The organism is Marinobacterium iners (genome assembly GCF_017310015.1).
In the GTDB taxonomy this organism is placed as follows: Bacteria; Pseudomonadota; Gammaproteobacteria; order Pseudomonadales; family Balneatricaceae; genus Marinobacterium; species Marinobacterium iners.
The window spans coordinates 4030467-4053293 of record NZ_CP022297.1; the positions used below are offsets into that span (position 1 = coordinate 4030467).

20 protein-coding genes and 2 pseudogenes are annotated in these 22827 nt (G+C 53.8%); 5 read left to right on the forward strand and 17 right to left on the reverse strand.

The features are described 5' to 3' along the window. Positions 1–73: 73 nt before the first annotated feature. The 4 genes and pseudogenes from CFI10_RS19005 to tnpA (CFI10_RS19020) all read right to left on the reverse strand — a co-directional run bounded on the left by CFI10_RS19005 (position 74) and on the right by tnpA (CFI10_RS19020) (position 3372). Positions 74–886 (reverse strand): hypothetical protein, encoded by an 813-nt coding sequence (locus CFI10_RS19005; protein ID WP_206837630.1) that lies wholly within the window; start codon positions 884–886, stop codon positions 74–76. A gap of 89 nt (positions 887–975) precedes the next feature. Beyond that, positions 976–2463: pseudogene (tnpC, locus tag CFI10_RS19010) on the reverse strand (IS66 family transposase); the annotation flags it as partial. A gap of 223 nt (positions 2464–2686) precedes the next feature. Next, entirely contained in the window at positions 2687–3022 is a 336-nt protein-coding gene (tnpB, locus tag CFI10_RS19015; RefSeq protein ID WP_206835047.1) for an IS66 family insertion sequence element accessory protein TnpB, read from the reverse strand. Positions 3023–3054: 32 nt separating this feature from the next. Then, a complete protein-coding gene (gene tnpA, locus CFI10_RS19020) occupies positions 3055–3372 on the reverse strand; it encodes an IS66 family insertion sequence element accessory protein TnpA (RefSeq protein WP_206835049.1) in 318 nt (105 codons plus the stop codon). A gap of 652 nt (positions 3373–4024) precedes the next feature. Between tnpA (CFI10_RS19020) and tnpC (CFI10_RS19025) the strand changes: the two genes are divergently transcribed. Further along, complete coding sequence (tnpC, locus tag CFI10_RS19025; RefSeq protein ID WP_206834310.1) at positions 4025–5467, forward strand: IS66 family transposase; 1443 nt, start codon at positions 4025–4027, stop codon at positions 5465–5467. An 18-nt stretch (positions 5468–5485) separates the two neighbouring features. Here the strand turns inward: tnpC (CFI10_RS19025) and CFI10_RS19030 are convergent, their stop codons facing one another. Then, entirely contained in the window at positions 5486–5989 is a 504-nt protein-coding gene (locus CFI10_RS19030; RefSeq protein ID WP_206837633.1) for a hypothetical protein, read from the reverse strand. Positions 5990–6419: 430 nt separating this feature from the next. On the opposite strand from CFI10_RS19030, the gene CFI10_RS19035 reads away from it, so the two are divergent. Together CFI10_RS19035 and CFI10_RS19040 are read left to right on the forward strand one after the other, a co-directional pair. Next, the gene (locus CFI10_RS19035; protein ID WP_044628576.1) at positions 6420–6713 is read left to right on the forward strand and encodes a type II toxin-antitoxin system RelE/ParE family toxin; all 294 of its coding nucleotides are present in this window, start codon (positions 6420–6422) and stop codon (positions 6711–6713) included. A 14-nt stretch (positions 6714–6727) separates the two neighbouring features. Beyond that, the gene (locus tag CFI10_RS19040) at positions 6728–7051 is read left to right on the forward strand and encodes a HigA family addiction module antitoxin (protein ID WP_054641672.1); all 324 of its coding nucleotides are present in this window, start codon (positions 6728–6730) and stop codon (positions 7049–7051) included. A 43-nt stretch (positions 7052–7094) separates the two neighbouring features. On the opposite strand, the gene CFI10_RS19045 is transcribed toward CFI10_RS19040, so the two are convergent. From CFI10_RS19045 to tnpA (CFI10_RS19070), 6 genes and pseudogenes are all read right to left on the reverse strand, one after another. Next, positions 7095–8000, reverse strand: a complete 906-nt coding sequence (locus tag CFI10_RS19045; protein ID WP_206837638.1) for a DEAD/DEAH box helicase — start codon at positions 7998–8000, stop codon at positions 7095–7097. Positions 8001–8196: 196 nt separating this feature from the next. Further along, a complete protein-coding gene (locus CFI10_RS19050) occupies positions 8197–9501 on the reverse strand; it encodes an IS1380 family transposase (protein ID WP_206834329.1) in 1305 nt (434 codons plus the stop codon). 107 nt (positions 9502–9608) lie between these two features. Next, positions 9609–10976 carry a TOTE conflict system archaeo-eukaryotic primase domain-containing protein gene (locus CFI10_RS19055; RefSeq protein WP_242530061.1) on the reverse strand — a complete coding sequence of 456 codons (1368 nt, stop codon included), beginning with the start codon at positions 10974–10976 and terminating at the stop codon, positions 9609–9611. A 688-nt stretch (positions 10977–11664) separates the two neighbouring features. Beyond that, positions 11665–13152: pseudogene (tnpC, locus tag CFI10_RS19060) on the reverse strand (IS66 family transposase); the annotation flags it as partial. 223 nt (positions 13153–13375) lie between these two features. Next, positions 13376–13711 carry an IS66 family insertion sequence element accessory protein TnpB gene (gene tnpB, locus CFI10_RS19065; RefSeq protein WP_206837646.1) on the reverse strand — a complete coding sequence of 112 codons (336 nt, stop codon included), beginning with the start codon at positions 13709–13711 and terminating at the stop codon, positions 13376–13378. Between the two features lie 32 nt (positions 13712–13743). Then, positions 13744–14061 carry an IS66 family insertion sequence element accessory protein TnpA gene (gene tnpA / locus CFI10_RS19070; protein WP_206834776.1) on the reverse strand — a complete coding sequence of 106 codons (318 nt, stop codon included), beginning with the start codon at positions 14059–14061 and terminating at the stop codon, positions 13744–13746. 199 nt (positions 14062–14260) lie between these two features. Between tnpA (CFI10_RS19070) and CFI10_RS19075 the strand changes: the two genes are divergently transcribed. Both CFI10_RS19075 and CFI10_RS19080 read left to right on the forward strand, forming a co-directional pair. Next, entirely contained in the window at positions 14261–15937 is a 1677-nt protein-coding gene (locus CFI10_RS19075) for a DUF927 domain-containing protein (protein WP_206837648.1), read from the forward strand. Positions 15938–15997: 60 nt separating this feature from the next. Continuing rightward, complete coding sequence (locus tag CFI10_RS19080; protein WP_206837651.1) at positions 15998–16342, forward strand: helix-turn-helix transcriptional regulator; 345 nt, start codon at positions 15998–16000, stop codon at positions 16340–16342. 45 nt (positions 16343–16387) lie between these two features. Here the strand turns inward: CFI10_RS19080 and CFI10_RS19085 are convergent, their stop codons facing one another. The 6 genes from CFI10_RS19085 to CFI10_RS19110 form a co-directional block, all read right to left on the reverse strand. Next, a complete protein-coding gene (locus CFI10_RS19085) occupies positions 16388–17578 on the reverse strand; it encodes a site-specific integrase (RefSeq protein ID WP_206837654.1) in 1191 nt (396 codons plus the stop codon). A gap of 170 nt (positions 17579–17748) precedes the next feature. Then, the gene (mnmE, locus tag CFI10_RS19090) at positions 17749–19116 is read right to left on the reverse strand and encodes a tRNA uridine-5-carboxymethylaminomethyl(34) synthesis GTPase MnmE (protein WP_206837658.1); all 1368 of its coding nucleotides are present in this window, start codon (positions 19114–19116) and stop codon (positions 17749–17751) included. Positions 19117–19185: 69 nt separating this feature from the next. Then, on the reverse strand, positions 19186–20862 hold the full coding sequence (gene yidC / locus CFI10_RS19095) for a membrane protein insertase YidC (protein ID WP_206837661.1): 1677 nt from the start codon (positions 20860–20862) through the stop codon (positions 19186–19188). Positions 20863–20883: 21 nt separating this feature from the next. Further along, entirely contained in the window at positions 20884–21249 is a 366-nt protein-coding gene (rnpA, locus tag CFI10_RS19100; RefSeq protein ID WP_091827523.1) for a ribonuclease P protein component, read from the reverse strand. Between the two features lie 30 nt (positions 21250–21279). Beyond that, a complete protein-coding gene (gene rpmH / locus CFI10_RS19105) occupies positions 21280–21414 on the reverse strand; it encodes a 50S ribosomal protein L34 (protein ID WP_091827522.1) in 135 nt (44 codons plus the stop codon). A gap of 301 nt (positions 21415–21715) precedes the next feature. Further along, on the reverse strand, positions 21716–22801 hold the full coding sequence (locus CFI10_RS19110) for an IS5 family transposase (protein ID WP_206834486.1): 1086 nt from the start codon (positions 22799–22801) through the stop codon (positions 21716–21718). Positions 22802–22827: the final 26 nt, after the last annotated feature.

The following is a 22827-nucleotide window of genomic DNA, read 5'->3' on the forward strand; positions in this document are numbered from 1 at the left end:
ACTGTCACTGGACTGGGAGATATTTTGACAAAAAACCTGTCAAGAACTTTTTGCAGGAACTTGAGCTGAATAGTTACAATCTATGAGCAGTATCATTAATAATATAGTCACTGACCATTGATACTTTGTTTTCGGCTATTTCAGCCGTAACAACAACGGCTTGCCATCCCACTGGAAGTTTACCGTCTAGTTCTGAAGAAATGAACTTACGAACTTCCGAGTCGCTAAACGTGACAGGGGCCAATAATTTTTCAGGCATTTCATCAACCCGGATAACCGCAGTATAGGTGTCTGGAGACTGCTTGTTGGCGGGGTCTATTATATCGAGCATCGGAATATTAAAGGTGACAGTTTTGCCGTTATTGGACAAAGAACCGTTGGTATCCTTTACCTGTTCGCCAGTGAAAGCGATATGAAAACCCTCACTACCAACTTCTTCTTTAAGACTTTTGATCATGGCCTGTTGCATTTCAGCAGGCATATCTGGTGGGAACATGTCCTCATTGAACTCGGAAATGAAAGTGTTGACGTCAAGTGTGAGTTTGATAACACCTTTATCTTCGGTTTCTACATCAATCGGCATAGGTTTGGATTTTTCTGTACTGCCGATATCGATAAAGCTGACTTTGCCCTCTTGCAACCATGTGTCAATTGAAAATTGAGTGACGTGATGGCAAACAGTGCTTCCGTCTGCATGAGAAGTGAGTGAACCGCCCTGTTGCTCACAATTTTTATTTGGGTTGGGGCCTGGCTTTCCTGTATCAGCACCCTGCAGAGTACGAATGTCGAGTTGTTCCGATTTCAGATCGAAATCCAGGCTGACATCAATGCAGCCGCTTAGTGCAAGTGCACAAACGAGAGAAAGGAGTAACTTAGGCATTTTCATGTACACATCCTTTTGAAGTTGAGAAGTCCATCAGGCGGCTTGCGCAGCCTCGTTGATACGTATCCGCCGTTAAAACGACCCACTTGCCCTTAACTGTACTGCGCCACTTTTTTTGAAGTCCGCTCCAGTTCAACATTCCAGGGCAGCAGTCGCTCCAGCTTTTCCAGCGTGTCGGCATCGGCGATGCGCTCCAGTACATGCCGGATATAGGCCGAGGGTTCCAGGTCGTTGGCTTTGGCCGTTTCGATCAGGGAGTAACAGGTGGCACTGGCGTGAGCGCCCTGCGGAGTATCCGCGAACAACCAAGCTTTGCGCCCCACGGCGAACGGGCGGATGGCATTCTCGGCCAGTACGTTGCTGATGTGCAGGTCACCCCGCTCACAGTAGCCGATCAGGGTGGGCCACTGGTTCAGGGTGTATTCCATAGCTTTGCGAGTTAGCCCGCCTTTCATCACGCGATCCACGTTGGCGTCCAGCCAGGCCTTGAACGCTTCCAGTCGAGGCAGGCTCGACGCCTGACGGATCCGGTAGCGTTCGGCCACGCTCAGGTCCTTGATCTGACGTTCGATGGCATACAGTTTGTTGATGTGACTGAGTGCCACATCCGCTTTGGACAGCTTGGCCTGTTTGCCTTTACCCGCCGGCTTGGCCGCTTTGGTCGCTTCGATGAACTTGCGGCGGGCGTGATCCCAGCAGCCAATGCGGGTCAGCTCATTGGCTGAACAGATCTGCGCATAACCGGCGTAACCATCCGCCTGCAGCACACCCTTGAAGTCATCGAGCAGGCGCACGGGCACCGCTCCACTTCGAGAGGGATCATAGGCGAACAGGACGGAAGGTTGGCCGGGTGGTCCGCCTCGGGTCACCCACATCCATTTATCGGATTGGGCAGCCTTGCCATCCTCTTTGAGTACCTGGATCCGGGTTTCGTCAGCCTGCAGGTAGGCCGCACTGTTCTGCGACTCCCGCATCAGGTTGATCAGCGGTTTGAACACCTCATCCAGACGGATGATCCAGTGGGCCATGCTGGTGCGGCTCAGCTCATGGCCCAGACGCTTGAACATCTGCTCTTGCCGGTACAGCGGCAGACCATCGGCATATTTGGAGGTGATCAGGTAGGCCAGCAGGGCCGGGGTGGCGATGCATTTGCCCAGCGGGTGTGTCGGGCGAGCCGCGGCTACGATCCGCTCGTCGCCGTTCGTCTCGAACACGGCTTTTTCCTGCCAGTATTCCAGTACTTTGAGCTGAGCCGGGATATAGTCCAACTCTTCCTTCACCTTGGTGAAGAAGGTTTTGACGGCCCCGGCCTTCTCTTCATCACTCAGCAGCAGCTCGATGCGCTCACGCAGCAAGCTATCGGAGAAGCCGCGCTGACGGCGTTTGGGTGCAGGCGTGGCAGCGGGCGTCTCATCTTCAGCGACGTCAATATCATCCGGGAGCTGATCCCGCAGCTGATCGATCTCGGCTTCCAGTTCTGACTCATCGAAGAGGTGGATCTGGTGGGCCGTTTTCTCACTGCTGGCCGAGAACCGCTGGATGCGCTGCAAGCGCAGCATCTCTTCCAGCAACAGGATGTACTGCTCGCGCTGCTGGAGTTGCCGGTCACGCTCTTTGACGACCTGATCCCGCTGCTCAAGCTCATCCTCTTTCGAGGCCAGTTGCTGCTGCAGCCCGGCCACCATCGACAGCAAGTCAGCGGTCGATAAACTGCTGATATCAGGCGTCTTTGAGGTGGTTTTGGGCTGTGTTTTCATGGGCAAAATTATATCAAAAACAGCCAGTTGAAGCACCCAAAACCCGCTATCCAACAGCCTCATAATGCACGGTTTTATGGCCTTGCAGCAGGCTGATGTCATAACCATCGAGCAACCAGTTGATCTGTTCGCCGGTCAACGGCATGAGCTCATCAGCCGGGCTGGGCCACTTGAATTTCTCTTCGGCCAGCGCCTTGTAATAGAGGATAAAACCGTTGTCTTCCCACATCAGGCACTTGATCTTGTTACGCTGCCGGTTGGTGAAGGCATACAATGCACCGGTAAAGGGGCTATGTCCCAGCTCCTGCTCAACCAGCACCGCCAGACCATTGGCCTGCTTGCGAAAATCAATGGGCTCACGGTACAGATATATCTCCGGCATTGACCGAGAGGGACGAAGATACCGTGGCTTCATCAGAGCTGCCTCAGGATCGCACCGAGCAGATCGACATTACCGGCATGCAGCCCTGTAATGGCCATGCCACCCGGAAGCCTCAGGGTCAGATCACTCGACACCGGTGAAGCGGCCACCTGGGTGACGCGAGCAAAGCCAGATGTTGGTGAACGCTCGGTATCGGTCGCATCATCTGTACCTTCGAGCTTGCGGCGCCAATAAACAAACTGGTGATAGGACAGTGATTGCTGTTTGCAGAAAACAGCGCCGGATAGCCCGGTATCACGCCAGTGTTCAATGTGCTGTTGCCAGTGGCAAGTGCGCTCGGCTGAGTTCATGGTGGATTCCTCGCGTAGGTGACGATGGAATCAGTGTGCGGCGGTCAGTGGCTGGAAAAAAGGTGCTGATTCTCTGGCGCTTACGTTGATACTAAAAATAATAACTATTAATTAAAAATTTTCTTGTCAAGTTTTAGGTTTAATTTTAAATCTGAACCTTGATGTAAAAATTATCAGTTAGTCAGTATTAAAGTTGTATTTTGATATTTTTTATCATGTATATGGCTCCCTAATCTTATCACTGCCAGTTGCGCTCGGGGATTTCAAAGACAGTTGTGTCGACACATTTCTGGGTCAGTGACAGCGTCTGTTTTGTCTGTTTTGATCCGCCTTCATGCACAATTTGCCAGTCTATGGGTGTGTTGCGACCATAAATTCTTAAGCTACAGCTGGAGTAACTATTCAGCTCAAGTTCCTGCAAAAAGTTCTTGACAGGTTTTTTGTCAAAATATCTCCCAGTCCAGTGACAGTCGGTATTTCGCTTTAAAGCCTGCCTCAAGGTGCCGTACCGCCACTCTGTGGCGTCTGGCGGAGCTCTATGTCTCGGAGCGTGGGAGCAATGTAAAAGTTGCTCAGATCCGCACACAAAGCGAAAAATTTGACCTGAAAAAGTCGTGCGATAATAGGCCATCAATCGACGATACTCAGGCTCATGAAGATCAGCAATATGGATGTCGACGCCATCTTGGCGAACGTCAGACAACAGCTCCAGGACGACAAGACACTCTCGCCATCTCTGCGCGCAGCCATTGAGATGATGATGGTGCTGATCCAGATGATGACCGGCCGGCTCAACACGAACAGTACCAACAGCAGTACGCCGCCCTCCCAGGATCCGAACCGGCCCAAGAAGAGCCGCAGTAAAGGTGAGCGTAAACCGGGCGGACAGCCTGGCCGTATTGGCAAGACGCTGCAACGGGTCGAGGAGCCGGATGCGATCAAGACCGTGAAGGTCGACCGGCGCACCCTGCCTAAGGGCAGCGCATTCCGCGTGGTCGGCTATGAAAAGCGTCAGGTCTTCGATCTGGATATCAGCCGCTTCGTGACCGAGTACCAGGCCGAGATCCTGGAGAACGAACAGGGGCAACGCGTCACAGCGCCATTCCCGGCCGGTGTTGATCGTCCGGTGCAGTATGGTCCCCGCTTGAAAGCGCATGCGGTGTATCTGTCGCAGTACCAGCTGCTGCCCTACGAACGTGTCCGCGAATACTTTGAGGATCAGGTTGGTATCCCGCTCAGCGCAGGGTCGCTGTTCAACTTCAACCAAGACGCTTTCGACAAAGCTGAGGGCTTCGAGCACTGGGTTAAGGACCGTCTGGCCGAGTCGGTGCTGATTCACGCCGATGAAACCAGCATCAACATCGGTGGCCAACGCCGCTGGCTGCATTGCGCCTCGAATGATGACCTGACCTGGCTGGCGCCCCATGCTCACCGGGGTCACGAGGCGATGGAGGCCATCGGTATCCTGCCGCGCTTCCACGGCGTGCTTTGTCATGACCACTGGAAACCGTACTACCGCTATCAGTGCCGGCATGCGCTCTGTAATGCCCACCATCTGCGCGAGCTTCAGCGCGCCTGGGAGCAGGACAAACAGACCTGGGCGCAGCGCATGCAAACCCTGTTGTGCACCATGGAGGATGCCGTTAAGAGTGCGGGCGGCAGCCTGCCGCCTGAAAAGGCAGAAGGGTGGCGAAAGGCCTACCGGCAATGCCTCAAAAAAGCGGAAGACGAGTGTCCGCCACCGGATGAAAACCAACGGCAGGGCAAGCGTGGTCGGCTCAAACGCTCTCGGGCGCGCAACCTGCTGGAGCGGTTGCGCGACTATGAGGCAGATGTTTTGCGCTTTCTGGACGATCCGGCGGTCCCCTTTACGAACAACCAAGGCGAGCGTGATATCCGTATGCTCAAGGTGCAGCAGAAGATCTCTGGCTGCTTCCGCTCGATGGATGGGGCACAGATCTTCTGTCGTGTGCGCAGCTATCTGTCGACGGCGCGCAAGCAAAACCTGAGTGGTTCCGAGGCGTTGACACTGTTGTTCGAAGGACGTTTGCCGACCTTCATGGCAGCGCCAAGCGATAATCCGAAAACTTTTTAAATCAAGCCAACTGAATAGTTACCAGCTGGATACGGTTGCCCCTGACGCAATCGTTTTCGTTGATACTCGGCACCGGTGGCCTGCAAATACATCGGTATTGTCTGTCTTGGCGGATATATCTTCGATTGCTACCGCGGGGTTATGATCGCGAGGCGCTGTTAGGCTTCTCTTGTTGTAGTCCCGTTTATCACCTTTGGAAGAGCGATAGATGTAGCCATCTACCTGCCAGGTCTCTTTTTCGAATGGGGCCCATCGATAGGCAAACCCGCCCGTTTCCAAAATACCGGTAGGGATACGACGCTCGCTGTCTTCGTGTATATATTCTTCGCCGCCAACGCTGAAATAGTGTTTAACCTGACCTCGTCCCTCGCCGAAAATATTGAGTCCTTGGGAGCCCGGAAGCAGGGTTGTCTCATGTTGGGTGATCAGCTCTACAGTCTCGATTGTGCCGTCTGGGCAAAAGTTCGCAGCAAAACTAGATGTACTGATTGTGACCAAACAAATAGCAAAATTTCTTACCATATCAATATTCCCTTTGAGGTTGCAGCTGCCGTTTTATCAGATTTGGTGATGCGTTGCTTGCGTTTACCCTTCGTGATAGTTGACCTTACTTACCGATACAGAATGTATAAAATACTTTAAAAACATATGTTTATCAAACTCGTGGAGCACTATTGGAGTGCTGAAATTTGCGAAAAAAAGTGTAAATATTGGCAAATTTCCTCTGCGTCGGCTCCTGACGACCCATTTTAAACTGGGATAAGTGGGAAACTGGGAGCCTTGTATACGCTTTTATCTCTATGAAATCAGTGCCTTGAGATCGCTCTTTCAGCCCCTTCTGCCAAACAAAATTATAGTAACATCGTTTGCTAAACGGATCCGTTCTCATTTTGAACGGACTTGACGCACAACGTTGTTGTGCATAAAATGACTAAAAAGCGATCAGGTAACTATGGCGGTTGAATTCAGGGATATATGGCTGGAGGCTTTCTACGACGAAGACCAAAGCCACAAGAAAATACCCAGCACTATTGAAGGCGCTCTGTTCAGAAAGATTCAGATTCTGGATGCCGCGACGCAGGAGTCAGACTTGAGGATTCCACCGGGTAACCGTTTTGAACATTTGCAGGGAAACCTGTCTGGATGGTGTTCCATTCGGGTTAACAAACAGTATCGCCTGATTTTTCGCTGGGAAGATGGCACCGCCCAAGATACATATCTAGACCCGCATGTTTACAAGGGCTAGAGGAGGTTATGGTAATGAGGAATACAAAACGTCGTCCAGTGACAGTTGGCGAAATGCTGGTCAGCGAGTTTCTGGAGCCGATGAAAATAGAAATCAGTGAACTGGCCGAAGCAATGGGTGTGCACAGAAATACACTCAGCCGGATTGCGCATGACAAAGGCACGCTGACAGCACCCATGGCCATCAAACTCGCAGCGGCTTTGGGGAATACGCCGGAGTTCTGGCTGAATATTCAGCACGCGGTTGAGTTATGGGATGTTCGTCATCGTGCCTATGAGCAAGAAGCTAAGAACGTGAGACGCGTAAAGCCCCACGAGTTACCTCTGAAGCAGGCCTGAAGCACATTTCGTTTCAGCCATGTTTCTCCTTTCTTTGGAAAGTTTACAGTAGCCGTGTTTGCGGCTCGGATTGGGCAAACTGGTATCCCATCGCCTTGTAACCTTTCTCGCGCTTTCGGAACATGCGTTCAAGCATTGGCAGGCTGTTGTCCAGGTAGTCGTAGACAGTAACTTCCTGCTTACCGTCGGCATCCCGGTGAATCCTGCCAGCATACTGCGACAGTGTTCCTTTCCAGGCGATGGGCAGAGCCAGAAACAAAGTGTCCAGCCGAGGCAAGTCAAAACCTTCACCAATGTATTTCCCGGTTGCAACAATAACTTGAGCTTCGTGCAACTGCGATTCGGCAGCCCGGCGTTCCTTGACGCGCATCCCGCCGCGCAAAACAACCGAAGATATAGACTCAGCTTCCAACAATGTTGCCAGCGTCTCAGCATGCTCTCTTCGTTCGGTCAGCAAAAGACAGTTGGCCTCGTTTTGAACGCAGCGTACGACATCCCGAACTATATCCTGATTCCGGGCAGTGCTATGGGAGAGCCAACGGTAGACGGATGCTATGTGTGGTCGTTCACCGTTATTCTGAAAGATGTCCGTCGGTGGCGTTTCATGACGTTCTCGAACGATGACACGCTGGACAAACTTAGACCCATGTTCAGCCCTGACTTTGTGACGAACGGGTCCTGCGACCATAAACATGATTTTTTGGTGGCCATCCTGACGGTCAGGCGTTGCGGTGAGGCCTACAACATATCGGGCGCTGACTTCGTTAAGCAGCATTTCATAACGGGGAGCTGAAATGTGATGGCATTCATCGATGATGACCTGCCCGTATTCCCGGACTTTACTTGAAACCGTATTATCTTTCTTGTTGATCAGGCTTTGATAGGTAGCAACGTCGATCTGACCAGTACCTGAATCAGTGACTTCACCCGCTGTTGCAGCACCCAGCACTGAAGACGACCTCGCTCTTTAACACAGCTCGATCTTATCTAACGTGTACCGGGTTAATCTACGCCACTGCAGCATCGATCATGCTTCTCACCGCAGTATTTCGTCTCGATTCTGTCTGCAGGCCAAGGCATACCCTGCCATGCATGGCGCTCGGGCGTGTGGCTATTTTGAATGGCTGTAAATCCGACAGTCCGGATCAGGCCAGCCCGTAGACGCGACTGAATGCCCCGAAACCGGGACAATGTCGTCCGAAGCGCAGGTGGAGACGACGACCGCTGCTGACTAAGCGACAGGCCATATACATCAGTTCCTGAATCACGGTTTTCAGCCGCCGACGCTTGGCCGGATGACGCACCGGTGCATCCGGCCCCAATAGCGCGTTCTGTCCCATCCAACGCAGTATGTTGTAGCCCAGTACGGCAAAGGCTATGACCAGGTCGTTGGTATCGAACTTCCCTGACGGCAAACGTTCGAGATCCAGATCAGTCTTGAACTCACTGTGGAACTGTTCGCTGGTGGCGTGATCCTGGTAGAGCGCAATGACCTTGGCGTTATCTGCTGCGTCCGATGTGAGTGAAGTCGTCCAGCCCTCCAGGCTGACCTCCGGCTCCAAAAACAGCTGTCCTGAACTGTCACTCTGGCGCACCGTCACCTTGACGATCAGGCGGTCGTCCGTGCCATCCAGCGGTTCGCTTACCAGCGTTTCCATTTTGCCCGGTCGGGTATGGCACCAAAGTGCGCCGGCCGCATGAGCCTTGTCGACCCAGGCCAGTCCATCTTGTGAGCGGGGGTTCCACTTAATCAGGTAGTCTGCCCCGTGCGCACGGAAGTACCCCCGGTTCTCGGCGGCATCATGGGCGCTGTCAAGACGTACCAGTAGCGGTGCATCGGTCAGCTCTCGGACTCGAGGCAGCACCCGGTCGAGGGTGTGAATAAACTCTTTATTGGCATGTTGGTTACCCGGTCGCAGCTCACAGCCCAGACACCAGCCCTCCGTGCCCAGGTAGGCCGCGATGGGGGCATAACCGTCATGCCCCTTGTAGGTATAGGCCACGCCCTCTTTTTTACTGTTGCTGTTGTCCATGGGAAACACGTCCATATCCAGTGGCACGTGCCCGGTGGTGAGTGTGCCGATAGGCACCGAAGCGTTACACAGAAACTCGACGCTGGCCTCATCCAATAACGGGATCAGTGCGCGGGCATCTTCATCAAAGCGCTGACGCAGCCGGGCCGATGAAGGTGATTGCTTGATGCCCATGGCCGCTTTGAAGAAGGGATCATGGCGTGCGTGCTCGACCGCTTCGAAGTCGCTCTTGCCAAGGCAAATCAACCCCAGGTAGGTACGGATGAGGTCGATGTTGGCGATGCCATGGCGCTTGACGATGGAGCGCGAGGTCTTAGCCAGAGAGGTCATCCTGTTCACGCTGTGCCCAACCAGCGCCAGACCACCGTGGGGTGTGATAATCTCGGTTTTTGACTGTTCAAGCTTGAAGGTACGCATAGTCAGATATCACTGCCTGGGTGAATCGAGAATGGCGTCCATATTACCGCCGCAGGCCGCGTGGTTACAGTGTTGTAGAGGTGTGAGTGGGGTTGTAAGTCACGGAATCAGGCAGTAGGTTTCATTTTGCCACCGCCAATCACACCTACGGAGGCACCCTCAATAAAGGTCTCCAGGCGCTCCTTCCATTGATCCAGTAACTGACGACTGTGAGTGAGGATCAGCGTGTTTACCTGCCGCTTGGCGACAATGCCAATAGCGGTTACGGTTTTGCCGAAAGCGGTCGGAGCATGAAGTATTCCGGTATCGTGATCGGCAAGCGCCGTCACAGCCTTTTTCTGATCACGACGCAGCGTTGCTTTCAGGCTGACTTCCGGCAGCAACTGGCCGGGCATTCTGCGGTCATCGATTTCTACTGTTATTCCCTGTTCGTGCAACAATGCCTGAAGATCATCAAAACAGCCTCTCGGTACCGAGATATAACCTTGCTCAATCCGGGCACATGATATGTAACGAGGGATGCCATGAGTTGAAAATCGAAGTGCCTGGGTTTTGAAAAATACTGGATTGGCAAAGCTCGCCATGCGCTTTATTCGTGCCGCCAGTGTCCCTGGTATGTCTGACAACTTCATATAAATGTGATTGGCCAGGGTAAGCGTGATGCTCTCGGGACATCCTGAAATTATCCCTGTATCGACCGGTAAAGCTTGTTCCCACGGCAACGCAACTTCTGCTATCGTATCGGAATCAGGCTCATTTCCAACGATATCTCGAAGCTGAGCCAGCGAAACGGTCTTTTGCTTACTAAGTAGCGCCCACTGATCCGGATACGGGGTTAGCTTATCGTCGACGAATACAGTACATCCACGACTTCGCGCCTCATGCTGAAGCGGAAGGGCAATCAAATTGCCAAATCCACCATCGGGCATCGTATCCTGGTTGGGGAATAGCCGGTCATAAGAATCGAAGGACAGGCCCGGGTGACGTTCCATGGCTTTGTCCAGCAGCTTGAACCCCAAAGCCCTCGCGGACCAGGCTGGAACAGCGTCCGAAAAGAAGACCCATAGGTGGGCGCCCGCACCTGACCGGGAGATCTCTACAAGATAAGGGACACCTTCATCACGACAAGTCTGGGCCAGCGCACGAACATCTGCTCTCCAGTCCTCCTTATCAAAATCTACAGCCAGCAGATAACAGGAACTGTCCGGCAATAAAGGATATAACCCGGCAACATGCTTGCCGGACAGGTGGTCATACACTGCTTTGAAATCCAGAGGTTTGAGCTTTCTGTGCGGGCACTCGCCGCACTTGATCCGGGGTTTCTGACAGATGCCTTGTACCCACTCGTTTGCACAGGCGACAGCATAACCGGAACGTCCATTCGAGCTACTTTCCCAGCGAACCGCATAGACATCCTGTCGGCCGCGAAAGAGGCCCCGGAATAACTCTGCTTTTTGGTTGGGAGTCAATTGCATTGACGTGGATGGTTGCGCACCTTGCTGAAGCTCGTTCCTCCGGGAAAGTAAGGCTACTTTTTCCTTCTCAAGCTCAGATAACCTCAATGCAATGGCCGCAAGCTCTTCTTCTACTTGGATAAATGCCTCCCAACGCTAAATCAGTCAACCACAATAATCTTTCTTTGAATATTTGACTGATCCTATCAGATATAGATTCCTAATCAGTAAAACAAATGACCGCGTTTTCTTACCAGTAAACAGCCGGAGTCAATAAGAATGGCCCCGCGACCTTGGTTCCGGGTCATCCAGAATAGCACCTGCCACCGCCGTCAGAGTAATTGCGACGACGCTGTCCATAGGTAACCTCTGCTGATCAAAAGTGCCATTTTCTTTTATAGCCAAAGATATGCCTGCCCCGCCAACTTTTCGCTACGTCCGGTTTTTAACTTTGTTCTTTTAGTACAAACTATTGATCTAAAAGGATTATTTTTAGTTTTCCTCTTGCATATTCTCAACCTCATGAGAATATTTAATAAAAGCAGGAGGACATAATGAAAAGATTAGCACCCTTAACTACAGCAATATTGGCCGCTGCCCTGGCTGGCTGTGCGGCCAACCCACGAGCTTACAATCCTGAAGAGTCTCGGGCTTTAAACCTGGCGAGAGCCGGCGGCATCTACACGCCGTTAAAACGACCCACTTGCCCTTAACTGTACTGCGCCACTTTTTTTGAAGTCCGCTCCAGTTCAACATTCCAGGGCAGCAGTCGCTCCAGCTTTTCCAGTGTGTCGGCGTTGGCGATACGCTCCAGCACATGCCGGATGTACGCCGAGGGTTCCAGGTCGTTGGCTTTGGCCGTTTCGATCAGGGAGTAGCAGGTGGCGCTGGCGTGAGCGCCCTGCGGGGTATCCGCGAACAACCAGGCCTTGCGACCCACGGCGAACGGACGGATGGCATTCTCGGCCAGCACGTTGCTGATGTGCAGGTCACCCCGCTCACAGTAGCCGATCAGGGTGGGCCACTGGTTCAGGGTGTATTCCATAGCTTTGCGAGTTAACCCGCCTTTCATCACGCGACCCACGTTGGCGTCCAGCCAGGCCTTGAACGCTTCCAGTCGAGGCAGGCTCGATGCCTGACGGATCTGATAGCGTTCGGCAATGCTCAGGTCCTTGATCTGACGTTCGATGGCATACAGTTTGTTGATGTGACTGAGTGCCACATCCGCTTTGGACAGCTTGGCCTGTTTGCCTTTACCCGCCGGCTTGGCCGCTTTGGTCGCTTCGATGAACTTGCGGCGGGCGTGATCCCAGCAGCCGATGCGGGTCAGCTTATTGGCTGAACAGATCTGCGCATAACCGGAGTAACCATCGGCCTGCAGGACACCCTTGAAGTCATCGAGCAGGCGTACGGGTACCGCTCCGCTTCGGGAAGGATCATAGGCGAACAGGACTGATGGTTGGCTGGGTGGTCCGCCCCGGGTCACCCACATCCATTTATCGGATTGGGCAGCCTTGCCGTCCTCTTTGAGTACCTGGATCCGGGTTTCGTCGGCCTGCAGGTAGGCCGCACTGTTCTGCGCCTCCCGCATCAGGTTGAACAGGGGTTTGAACACCTCATCCAGACGGATGATCCAGTGCGCCATGCTGGTGCGGCTCAGCTCATGGCCCAGACGCTTGAACATCTGCTCCTGACGATACAGCGGCAGACCATCGGCATATTTGGAGGTGATCAGGTAGGCCAGCAGGGCCGGGGTGGCGATGCATTTGCCCAGCGGGTGTGTCGGGCGAGCCGCGGCTACGATCCGCTCGTCGCCGTTCGTCTCGAACACGGCTTTTTCCTGCCAGTATTCCAGTACTTTGAGCTGAGCCGGGATATAGTCCAACTCTTCCTTCACCTTGGTGAAGAAGGTTTTGACGGCCCCGGCCTTCTCTTCATCACTCAGCCGCAGCTCGATGCGCTCACGCAGCAAGCTATCGGAGAAGCCGCGCTGACGGCGTTTGGGTGTAGACGCGGCAGCAGGGGTATCGTCTTCAGCGACTTCAATATCGTCCGGGAGCTGATCCCGCAGCTGATCGATCTCGGCTTCCAGCTCGGACTCATCGAACAGGTGGATCTGGTGGGCCGTTTTCTCACTGCTGGCCGCGAAGCGCTGGATGCGCTGCAAACGCAGCATCTCTTCCAGCAACAGGATGTATTGCTCGCGCTGCTGGAGTTGCCGGTCGCGCTCTTTGACGACCTGATCCCGCTGCTCAAGCTCATCCTCTTTCGAGGCCAGTTGCTGCTGCAGCCCGGCCACCATCGACAGCAAGTCAGCGGTGGATAAACCGCTGAGTTCAGGCGTCTTTGAGGTGGTTTTGGGCTGTGTTTTCATGGGCAAAATTATATCAAAAACAGCCAGTTGAAGCACCCAAAACCCGCTATCCAACGGCCTCATAATGCAAGGTTTTATGGCCTTGCAGCAGGCTGATGTCATAACCATCGAGCAACCAGTTGATCTGTTCGCCGGTCAACGGCATGAGCTCATCAGCCGGGCTTGGCCACTTGAACTTCTCCTCGGCCAGCGCCTTGTAATAGAGGATGAAGCCGTTGTCTTCCCACATCAGGCACTTGATCTTATTGCGCTGCCGGTTGGTGAAGGCATACAGGGCACCGGTAAAAGGGCTATGTCCCAGCTCCTGCTCAACCAGCACCGCCAGACCATTGGCCTGCTTGCGAAAATCAATGGGCTCACGGTACAGATAGATCTCGGGCATGGACCGAGAGGGACGCAGATACCGCGGTTTCATCAGAGCTGCCTCAGGATTGCACCGAGCAGGTCAACATTACCGGCATGCAGGCCTGTAATGGCCATGCCACCCGGAAGCCTCAGGGTCAGATCATCCGATAGCGGTGAAGCGGCCACCTGGGTGACGCGAGCAAAGCCGGGTGTTGGTGAGCGCTCGGTATCGGTCGCATCATCTGTACCTTCGAGCTTGCGGCGCCAATAGACAAACTGGTGATAGGACAGCGATTGCTGTTTGCAGAAAGCAGCGCCGGATAGCCCGGTATCGCGCCAGTGTTCAATGTACTGTTGCCAGTAGTGTGTGCGCTCGGCTGAGTTCATAACTGATTCCTCGCGTAGGTGACGATGGAATCAGTGTGCGGCGGTTAGTGGCTGGAAAAAAGGTGCTGATTCTCTAGCGCTTACGTAAAACAAGGTCGGTTCCCGGCACCAGTGAAGCCTAACCCCAATGGCCGAGCCGTTCGCTTTCGCTATCAGGATGTGAAAGCTTGGCTGGACAAGCTGTGAGAGGTGCGGGCTGATGCAATACAAACTGCAAGAAGACGGGCTCTATGCATTGTCAGGTGACCACTGGCAGCGTGTAGGCGGTTGGATTCAGGTAATGGCTCGAACCAGGTTAACCGACAAACGGCACGGACACGGAGCGTTGCTTGAATGGCAGAATTTCGATGGTGTGAAGCTACGTGAGGTCGTCTATGCCCGAGATCTCAACAGCGATAATGCCCGACAGGTGCGAGATATGCTGGTTGATACCGGTTATCCACTGACACCCGGGCAGGCAAGCTGGAGTCGGCTTCAGCACTATCTGTTGGAACAGATGGCTCTCGCCGAACCGGCAACAGTGGTTAATCGAACGGGTTGGCACGGTGGAGTATTTGCCACCAGTAACTGGACGATCGGCTCAGCTGGCGAGCCGCACCATTTCGTAGGCCAATTATCAGGCACTCCGACATTAGAGGAGTCTGGAAATCTCAGCGACTGGCAGACTTATGTCGGTCAGCTATGCCGAGGCAACCCGTTAGCAATATTCAGCATTGGCACGGCACTGGCTGCGCCACTTATTGCGCCTGCTGGTATGGAAAATGGCGCAATCCATCTGGTTGGAGCATCGTCGACTGGGAAGACGACCTTGTTGCAATTGGCGGCCAGCGTCTACGGGAGCAATCGCTATGTCCGCAGTTGGATCTCAACCAGTAACGGGTTAGCGGCAGTCTCATCAGAGCACAACGACATGTTGTTGCCGTTAGATGAGATCGGCATGGCTCGCCCAGAAGACATCGATACGGCGATCTATCAGATCATGAACGGATCAGGGAAGCTACGCGCCAACGTTTCGGGCGAGTTGGCCACAACTTCGCACTGGCGAACGTTGGTGTTGAGTAGCGGCGAAATCTGGATTGCCGAGCTACTTCAGCAGATCGGTAAACCGTTACGCGCAGGCCAGCAGATACGTTTGGTAGAAATTCCAATCTTTGGCACTCATGGGGCATTTGATGAATTGCACGGTCATAAACATGCTCAGCAATTCGTGGACGAGCTGAAACTGTCGTGTCAGCGCTATCACGGCACTGTTTTCCGTGAATGGATTGCGTTACTGACCGAGCGCCATGACGAGCTGAACAGCTACCTGAGTCACGAAATTGGTCGCCTAAGCGGTATTTGGACACGAGACCAGATGGCATCGCAGGTGCAACGGGTCATCAGGCGGTTTGCGCTCATAGGGGCGGCACTTTGTCTCGGTAGTAGGAATTTCATTCTCCCTTGGAGCGAGGAAGAGTCCTTGGCAGCCGTCCACCGAACCTTGAAGGCTTGGCTGGATAATAGAGGCCACTCCAGAAACTCTGAGGAATTCCGGCTTCTCAAAGCGCTGGAGCGAGCCATGAAAGTCTGGGAGCGCAGTCTCAGTGATATTGAACAAGCGAGTGGCCAGGGGGGAGCTGGTTTTCGACGCTCACACGAGGGACGCGAGTTGTGGTTGATCTATAAATCGCACTTCCTGAAGCGGCTCGGGCTGCCGACCCATTACATGAGGGAAGTGGAGGTGCTGTTACAGCGCGACTGCCTGGTGAGTAATGAGCGCTCCCGGGGGACCTACAAAACCAGGGTCAATGGAGATTTGCAGCGGTTTTTCGCGCTCAGGCCTGACCAAGTTAGGCGACAGCTTGAAGAACTGGAGAGGATTGAACATGAGGACTGACACGGTGTTCCCAATTTCCCAGTTTTCCCACTTTGGTTATGGCGGTGTAGGGGTAGAGAGATGACAGAAAAAGAAATGCTGCAACGGGTGTTGCAGGACATGATGGTCCTCAAAAAAATAATTTTGGATCATATCGGTGGCAGCAAGGCCTCGGAGGCCGACAAGGAGATCATGAGTCTTGAAGACTGTGCGGAATATACGGGGCTGAAGAAAAGTACCCTGTACCAGCTAACCTCCCAAAAGAAGATCCCACACTTCAAGCCAAATGGTCACCGGATTTTCTTTCGCCGCGCAGATATCCTGAAGTGGCTCCAGTCCAACCGGATCGCGACAGCGGACGAAATCGAAAAGGCGGCTGCTCAGCACCTGGTGAGCCATCGAAGACCAGGACGACGGAGTTTATGATGTGGGGCAGGTTTAAAGAGGGGCTGTGAAAGCCCCTCTCGTCACTTAGGCTGCACATTCCCCAACCTCGTCCAGTGTCTCCTCAAATATGTCAGGAAAACTCCTCATGGCCTCTGTACGGCGAGTTTCGAGTATGTCCGCGTAGATCTCCGTGGTTCTGAGCTCGCTGTGGCCCAAAAGCCGGGACAACGAGTAGATATCCACACCCCTGGCCAGTTGATTGACCGCAAAGGTGTGCCGTCCGGCATGGAAAGTGACGTTCTTGGTGATTCCTGCCCGCATGACCCACTGCGCTAATGCAACGTTGGTGTAGGAGTCGTACTTCAGACCCTTGAATACCCTATCACCTGGCTTACCGCGACTCTCCAGGTTCAACAATCTCACCGCTGAGTCTGGAAGATCCAGGTATTGCAGTGAGTTCCCGGCGTTCACCAGCTTCTTCTGCCGAAAAATGATGCGGTAGTGGCCATCGGCGAATTCCTCTATCTCACCCCAGACCAGCTTGTGGATATCTGACCAGCGAAGGCCAGTAGTGCAGGAAAACAGGAAAGCCCGCCTCAGCACGTCATACCGGCATTCGGCTTTGGTCAGAGCCCGGACCTCTTCCAAGGTCAGGTAAGTCCGTTTCGTGTTTTCCGGCTTGATGGACTTAACCTGTTGAACCGGGTTGTCGCGGACAATGCCGTCCCGATAGGCCTGGTTGAGCGCTGCCCGAACCTTGTTGAAGTAACTGCTAGTCGTGTTCTTGGCCAGTTTGGTACCCGATTTGGTAGTGGCTTCATGCTGAAGGTAATGCCGGAACCCCTCCAGAAATCGTTTATCGACTTGCTCAAAGGTAAGTTCAGACAAGCCATGGTAACGGTGCAGGTGATGACGGGTGGAGATCCAGATCGAATGGTTGGATTTGCTTCCGGAAGCCTTCTCGTCGGTGAGTTGGTCGAAGTAATCGAAGAAGCTGGCAGACAGCTTGGTCCGATCGTCCAATCCATGTCGTGACGACTCGATTTCCAACAGCCGCTTTGCCCGTATGGCCTCAGCCTTCTGATTCACGGTCTTGTTGTGCTCACGCTCCGCCGGAAGGCGGGGTTTGTCGTAGAGGAACAGGTTCAGGGGCTCATATGAGCGCTTCTGCGCCCGAGAACCGTTCTGACCCGTCTTGGAACCGTGATAGTAGACCAGTCGCAAGGCACGGTGGCCGTTCTTGTCTGGTTCGCGTTTCTGGATAGTGATTTTCATGTTTTGCTCCTTTTGTGCTCCGAGTGCTCCGAAAACTTATACTCGGAGCACACACGGAGCAAGAGGGGGCAAAACGGATCAAATTGCCTGCAAAGAAATAGAATAAATTTCTTTATAAAACAATGGCTTATTTGTATTTGATTGGATGCTTTTCGATCTTTTTGAGCGTTTTACTTACCGATACAGAATGAACTGAAGATTCTGCCGAGCAGATCATCCGAGCTGAACTCACCGGTTATCTCGCTGAGTACTTGTTGTGCCTGGCGCAAATCTTCGGCCAGCAGCTCGCCGGCTCCGTGCGCTTCGAGCTGTTCGGCTCCGGTTTCAAGCAGCTGACGAGTGCGTTCCAGTGCATCGACATGACGGCGACGTGCCATGAATCCGCCTTCCGTTGTGGCATTGAAACCCATTACCTGCTTTAGATGCTCGCGCAGCAGATCAATTCCCAGCCCCTGTTTGGCACTTAGAGAAATCAGGCTGTATTCACCTTCCTGACGCATGCCAACCGGTTCGCCGGTCAGGTCGGCCTTGTTGCGAATCAGTGTGACATGGCTGAAGTCGTCAAGGTGATCGGCCAGTTCGGGCCATAACTGAGAGGGATCAGTGGTCGCTGAATGGCTGCTGTCGACCATCATCAGAATGCGGTCGGCGCGGCGGATCTCTTCCCAGGCGCGGTCAATACCGATGCGTTCGACGGCATCAGGGGCATCGCGAAGCCCGGCGGTATCGATGATATGCAGCGGCATGCCATCAATATGGATATGCTCGCGCAGCACATCGCGTGTCGTACCTTCTATGTCGGTGACAATGGCGGTGTCTCGCCCCGCCAGTGCGTTGAGCAGGCTGGACTTGCCGGCATTGGGGCGCCCTGCAATGACCACATTCATGCCTTCGCGCAACAGACTGCCCTGTCGTGCTTCCTGACGCACCTGCTGCAGATTTTTGAGGATCAGTGCCAGGTCTGACTGCACCTTGCCATCTGCAAGAAAGTCGATCTCTTCTTCTGGGAAGTCGATGGCGGCTTCCACATAGATGCGTAGCTGAATCAGGGATTCCACCAGTGCATGCACACGCTCGGAAAATGCGCCCTGCAGTGAGCGCAGTGCGCAACGGGCGGCCTGCTCTGACGAGCTGTCGATCAGATCCGCAATGGCTTCTGCCTGGGCCAGGTCCAGCTTGTCGTTGAGGAAAGCGCGCTCGGAAAACTCTCCGGGGCGTGCCAGTCGTGCGCCCAGGGCGATTACCCGTTGCAGCAGAAGGTCAATGATGACCGGACCGCCATGCCCCTGCAGTTCAACCACATCTTCACCAGTGAAGGAGTGAGGATTGGGAAAGTAGAGCGCAATGCCCTGGTCCAGCTGTTCGCCCTGTCCATCCAGGAACGGGGTGTAGTGGGCGTAACGGGGTTTTGGTGTAAAGCCCAGCAGCTGTTGCGCGATGGCAAGCGCATCGGGCCCGGACAGTCTGATAATCCCAACACCGCCTCGGCCGGGGGGCGTTGCCTGGGCTGCGATGGTGTCCTGCGCACTGCTGAGCATGGTGGTCTCCTTAACACAACGAAAAAGGCTCCCGTGGGAGCCTTTTCATTTTACCTGCAGAGCATGCCTTTAGTCTTTGGCAGCATTGCCTGCTTCGATCTGTTTGTTGATGACCCACTGCTGGGCAATCGACAGAATGTTGTTCACCAGCCAGTACAGAACCAGACCTGCCGGGAACCAGAGGAAGAAGAAGGTGAAGATCACTGGCAGCATCTTCATCAGCTTCGCCTGCATGGGGTCGGGCGGTGTCGGGTTCAGCATCTGCTGAATGAACATGGTGATGCCCATCAGAATCGGCAGAATGAAGTACGGGTCCATCTGCGACAGGTCCTGAATGTAGCCGTAGAAAGGCGCATGACGCAGTTCGACGGACTCCATCAGTACCCAGTACAGAGCGATGAAGATCGGCATCTGAACCAGAATCGGCAGGCAGCCTCCCAGCGGATTGATCTTCTCTTTCTGGTACAGCTTCATCATTTCCTGAGACATCTTCTGACGATCGTCGCCATAGAGTTCTTTCAGGCGCGCCATTTCAGGGCCGAACTTGCGCATTTTCGCCATCGAGCGGAACGCCTTGGCGTTCAGATGGAACAGCGCAGCCTTGACGATGATGGTGATGCCAATGATCGCAAGGCCCCAGTTGCCAACCAGTGAGTGAATCCACTTCAGCAGCATGTACAGTGGGGAGGCAATCCACCACAGCCAGCCGTAGTCGATGGTCAGGTCCAGGTCAGGAGCAATCAGCTTGAGCTGGTCAACATCCTTGGGGCCGGCATAGAAAGTGGCGCTGACGGTTTCAGACTGTCCTGGGGACACTGTAAAGGTGGGCGACAGGAAGCCTGCAATGTAATTGCCGTTCAGCTTGCGGGACTGGTAGGTGTATTCGGTGCCCGGTTCCGGTATCCATGCGCTGAGGAAATAGTGCTGAACCATAGCGACCCAGCCGTCAGGGCTGGAGACATTGAACCGCTCATCATCCATATCGCCGAAATCAACTTTCTGGTAGTTGTTTGTGGCGGTGGAGAAAACAGCGCCCAGATAGGACTGCATGCCCATGCTGTTCTGCTGTGAGGGGTCACTCGAGCCATCACGCTTGATCTGGCCGAAGAGCACACCCTGGAAAGGTGCTTCTGTCGGGTTCTTGATCAGGTATTCCATTCCAACCCGGTATTCACCCTGGAAAAAGGTGAAGCGTTTGGTCACTTCAACACCCTTGTCGGTGGTGAGGCCAAGATCCACGGTCAGGGTATCGTTTTCCAGTGTGTATTCAGTCTGAGCGCTGGTGTAAAGCGGCCTGCCCGTGACATTGGCATCAGGCCCGTCGGGCCCGATCAAGCCGCTTTGAGCGACATATGTACGGTTGGCATTCTGCTCCAGCAGGACAAAGGGCTGAGTTGAATTCAGTGCCCCCTGATGTTGTGGCAGAGCGGCCTGAATGATGTCGCCACCGCGTGGGTCGATCAGCAGTTCCAGCACGTCAGTGCGGACCTTGATCAGGCTGGTGGCAGATGCTTGGACGGCACCCTCTGTAGCTGTTCCGGTCTGGGGAATATCCGCACTTGCCGCAGCATCGGATGCCTGTGGCAGTTCTGAAACGGCTGATGCCGGGTCAGTGGAATAGGCGGAAGAGCTGGTGACCTGTTGTTCAGGCTGGTGGGAGGGACCGTAATCCTCGTTCCACTGCAATACCATCAGGTAGGATACCAGTGCCAGAGCGGCAATCAGTATGACTCGCTGTACATCCATGGTGGTAGAACCATCAGTTTGTTATGTGAGCTTTCGCGCTTTCTTGCCGGCACGCGACCAACAGCGCCTGATAACGGCATTCAACTCGGTGCCTTCAAGAGTATCCAGGCCCTTGCGAGCGAGAATAATCATATCCAGTGCTGGGAGTTCATGCTGATGCAGGCGAAAAGACTCGCGAATGATACGCCGAACGCGGTTACGTTTCACCGCCCGACGGACATTTTTCTTCGAGATTACGAATCCGATCCTGGGATAACCAAGATCATTGGGGCGGGCCAGAATCAGCAGGTGCTGGTCCGGTACTTTGACATCTGCGCGGTCAAATACACGCGAGAAATCCCCGCTCGTCAGCAGTCGCAGACGGCGGGGATATCGAAAATCGGTCATTCAGTCATGCGACCTTATTCAGAATCTGAATCAAGCAGACAGACGCTTACGACCTTTAGCGCGACGACGGTTCAGAACCTGGCGGCCATTTGCAGTTGCCATGCGAGCACGGAAACCGTGATTACGTTTGCGTTTCAAAACGCTGGGTTGAAATGTTCTTTTCATTGCCTCAGTCCTACTTACACTGATGTACGTGAGGTGGCTGATAATCCACGGGGTATAAAATCAAGACGCGAAATTCTAGGGGATTGCTGGTTATCTTGCAAACACTTTTTGGGGCGAGGTGTGAATTGCACGAGCTATCGATCACTGGATGCAGGCTCTGGCCTAACAGGCTGTTGAAAATCTGACAGACTTCAACAGCCATGTTTGTTTTTTGATCAATTTTGGCGCCGCTGAATCGTGTTTTTAGCCATTTTGGACTATATATTCGGTGCTCAGCAGCCATTCCGGGCCTTCAAGAGGACTATCCCTGTAGATTGCGCATGCGGACCAGGTTCCAACCCATCATCGTGAACTGGAACAGGCTGTGAACCTTCTCCCGACCGCGCATCATCACTTGCCGGATGGGTCCAATGGTTTTACCCCAGCCAAAGGGTTCTTCTACCCGCTTTCGTTGACGCATGCTGATTGTGTAACCCGCATGGCGACTGGTACGCCCATCAATCGCGGAGCCCCCAGGTCGGCTTTCATTTCGTGCCACATGGGGCGTTATCTTCATCTTTCGACAAGCCGAAACAAAGCCCTGGGTATCGTAGTTTTTGTCAGCCCCCACCGTTTTGCGATGACTGCCCTGCAGCCTGGCCAGCAGTTCAGCTGCAACATCGCGTTCAGCCGTACCTGTTGCGAGGCTGGCCGCCGCCTTCACAATCAGGCCATTGCGATTTTCCATGACCGTGTGCCCCATGTACGCCATGCGTGACTCACTACCCCGCGACTTCTTGGCCAGTCGAGCCTCTGGATCTGTGGTAGATGCGTGGGTCTCATTACTGCGCTTCTCACCCCTGAAGTTGCGTTCAGCATTGCGTCCGGCAGGACCATCGTCATCTGTATTGCCCGTACCGTCCTTACGGCGAAAGCTCTTCTGTGATGCCCAGGCCTGGATCAGCGTCCCATCGACGCTGAAATGCTCGTCTGAAAGCAGACTGCGCTCCCGTGCCAGACTGACCACCTCTTCAAACAGATGAGTAACGACATCATGCTCCAGCAGTCGATCCCGGTTGGTGCTGAAACTTGAGTGGTGCCATACCAGGTCATCAATGGTCAGCCCAACGAACCAGCGGTACAGCAGGTTGTAGCTGATCTGTTCTACCAGCTGCCGTTCACTGCGAATCGAGAACAGGACTTGCAACAGCTGTGCACGAATCAGACGCTCAGGCGGGATCGACTGACGGCCACCTTCGGCGTAGATCTGATCAAATAGCCAGTTGAGCCGCTTCATGGCCTCATCGATCAGTTGCCGAATCGGTCGTAATGGGTGTTCACTGGGAACGAAGGTGTCCAGATGGACGGTCGTGAACAATGACTCCTGAATGATGTCTTCGCCGCGCATATTGGGTCGTGTCAGTCGGTTATTGA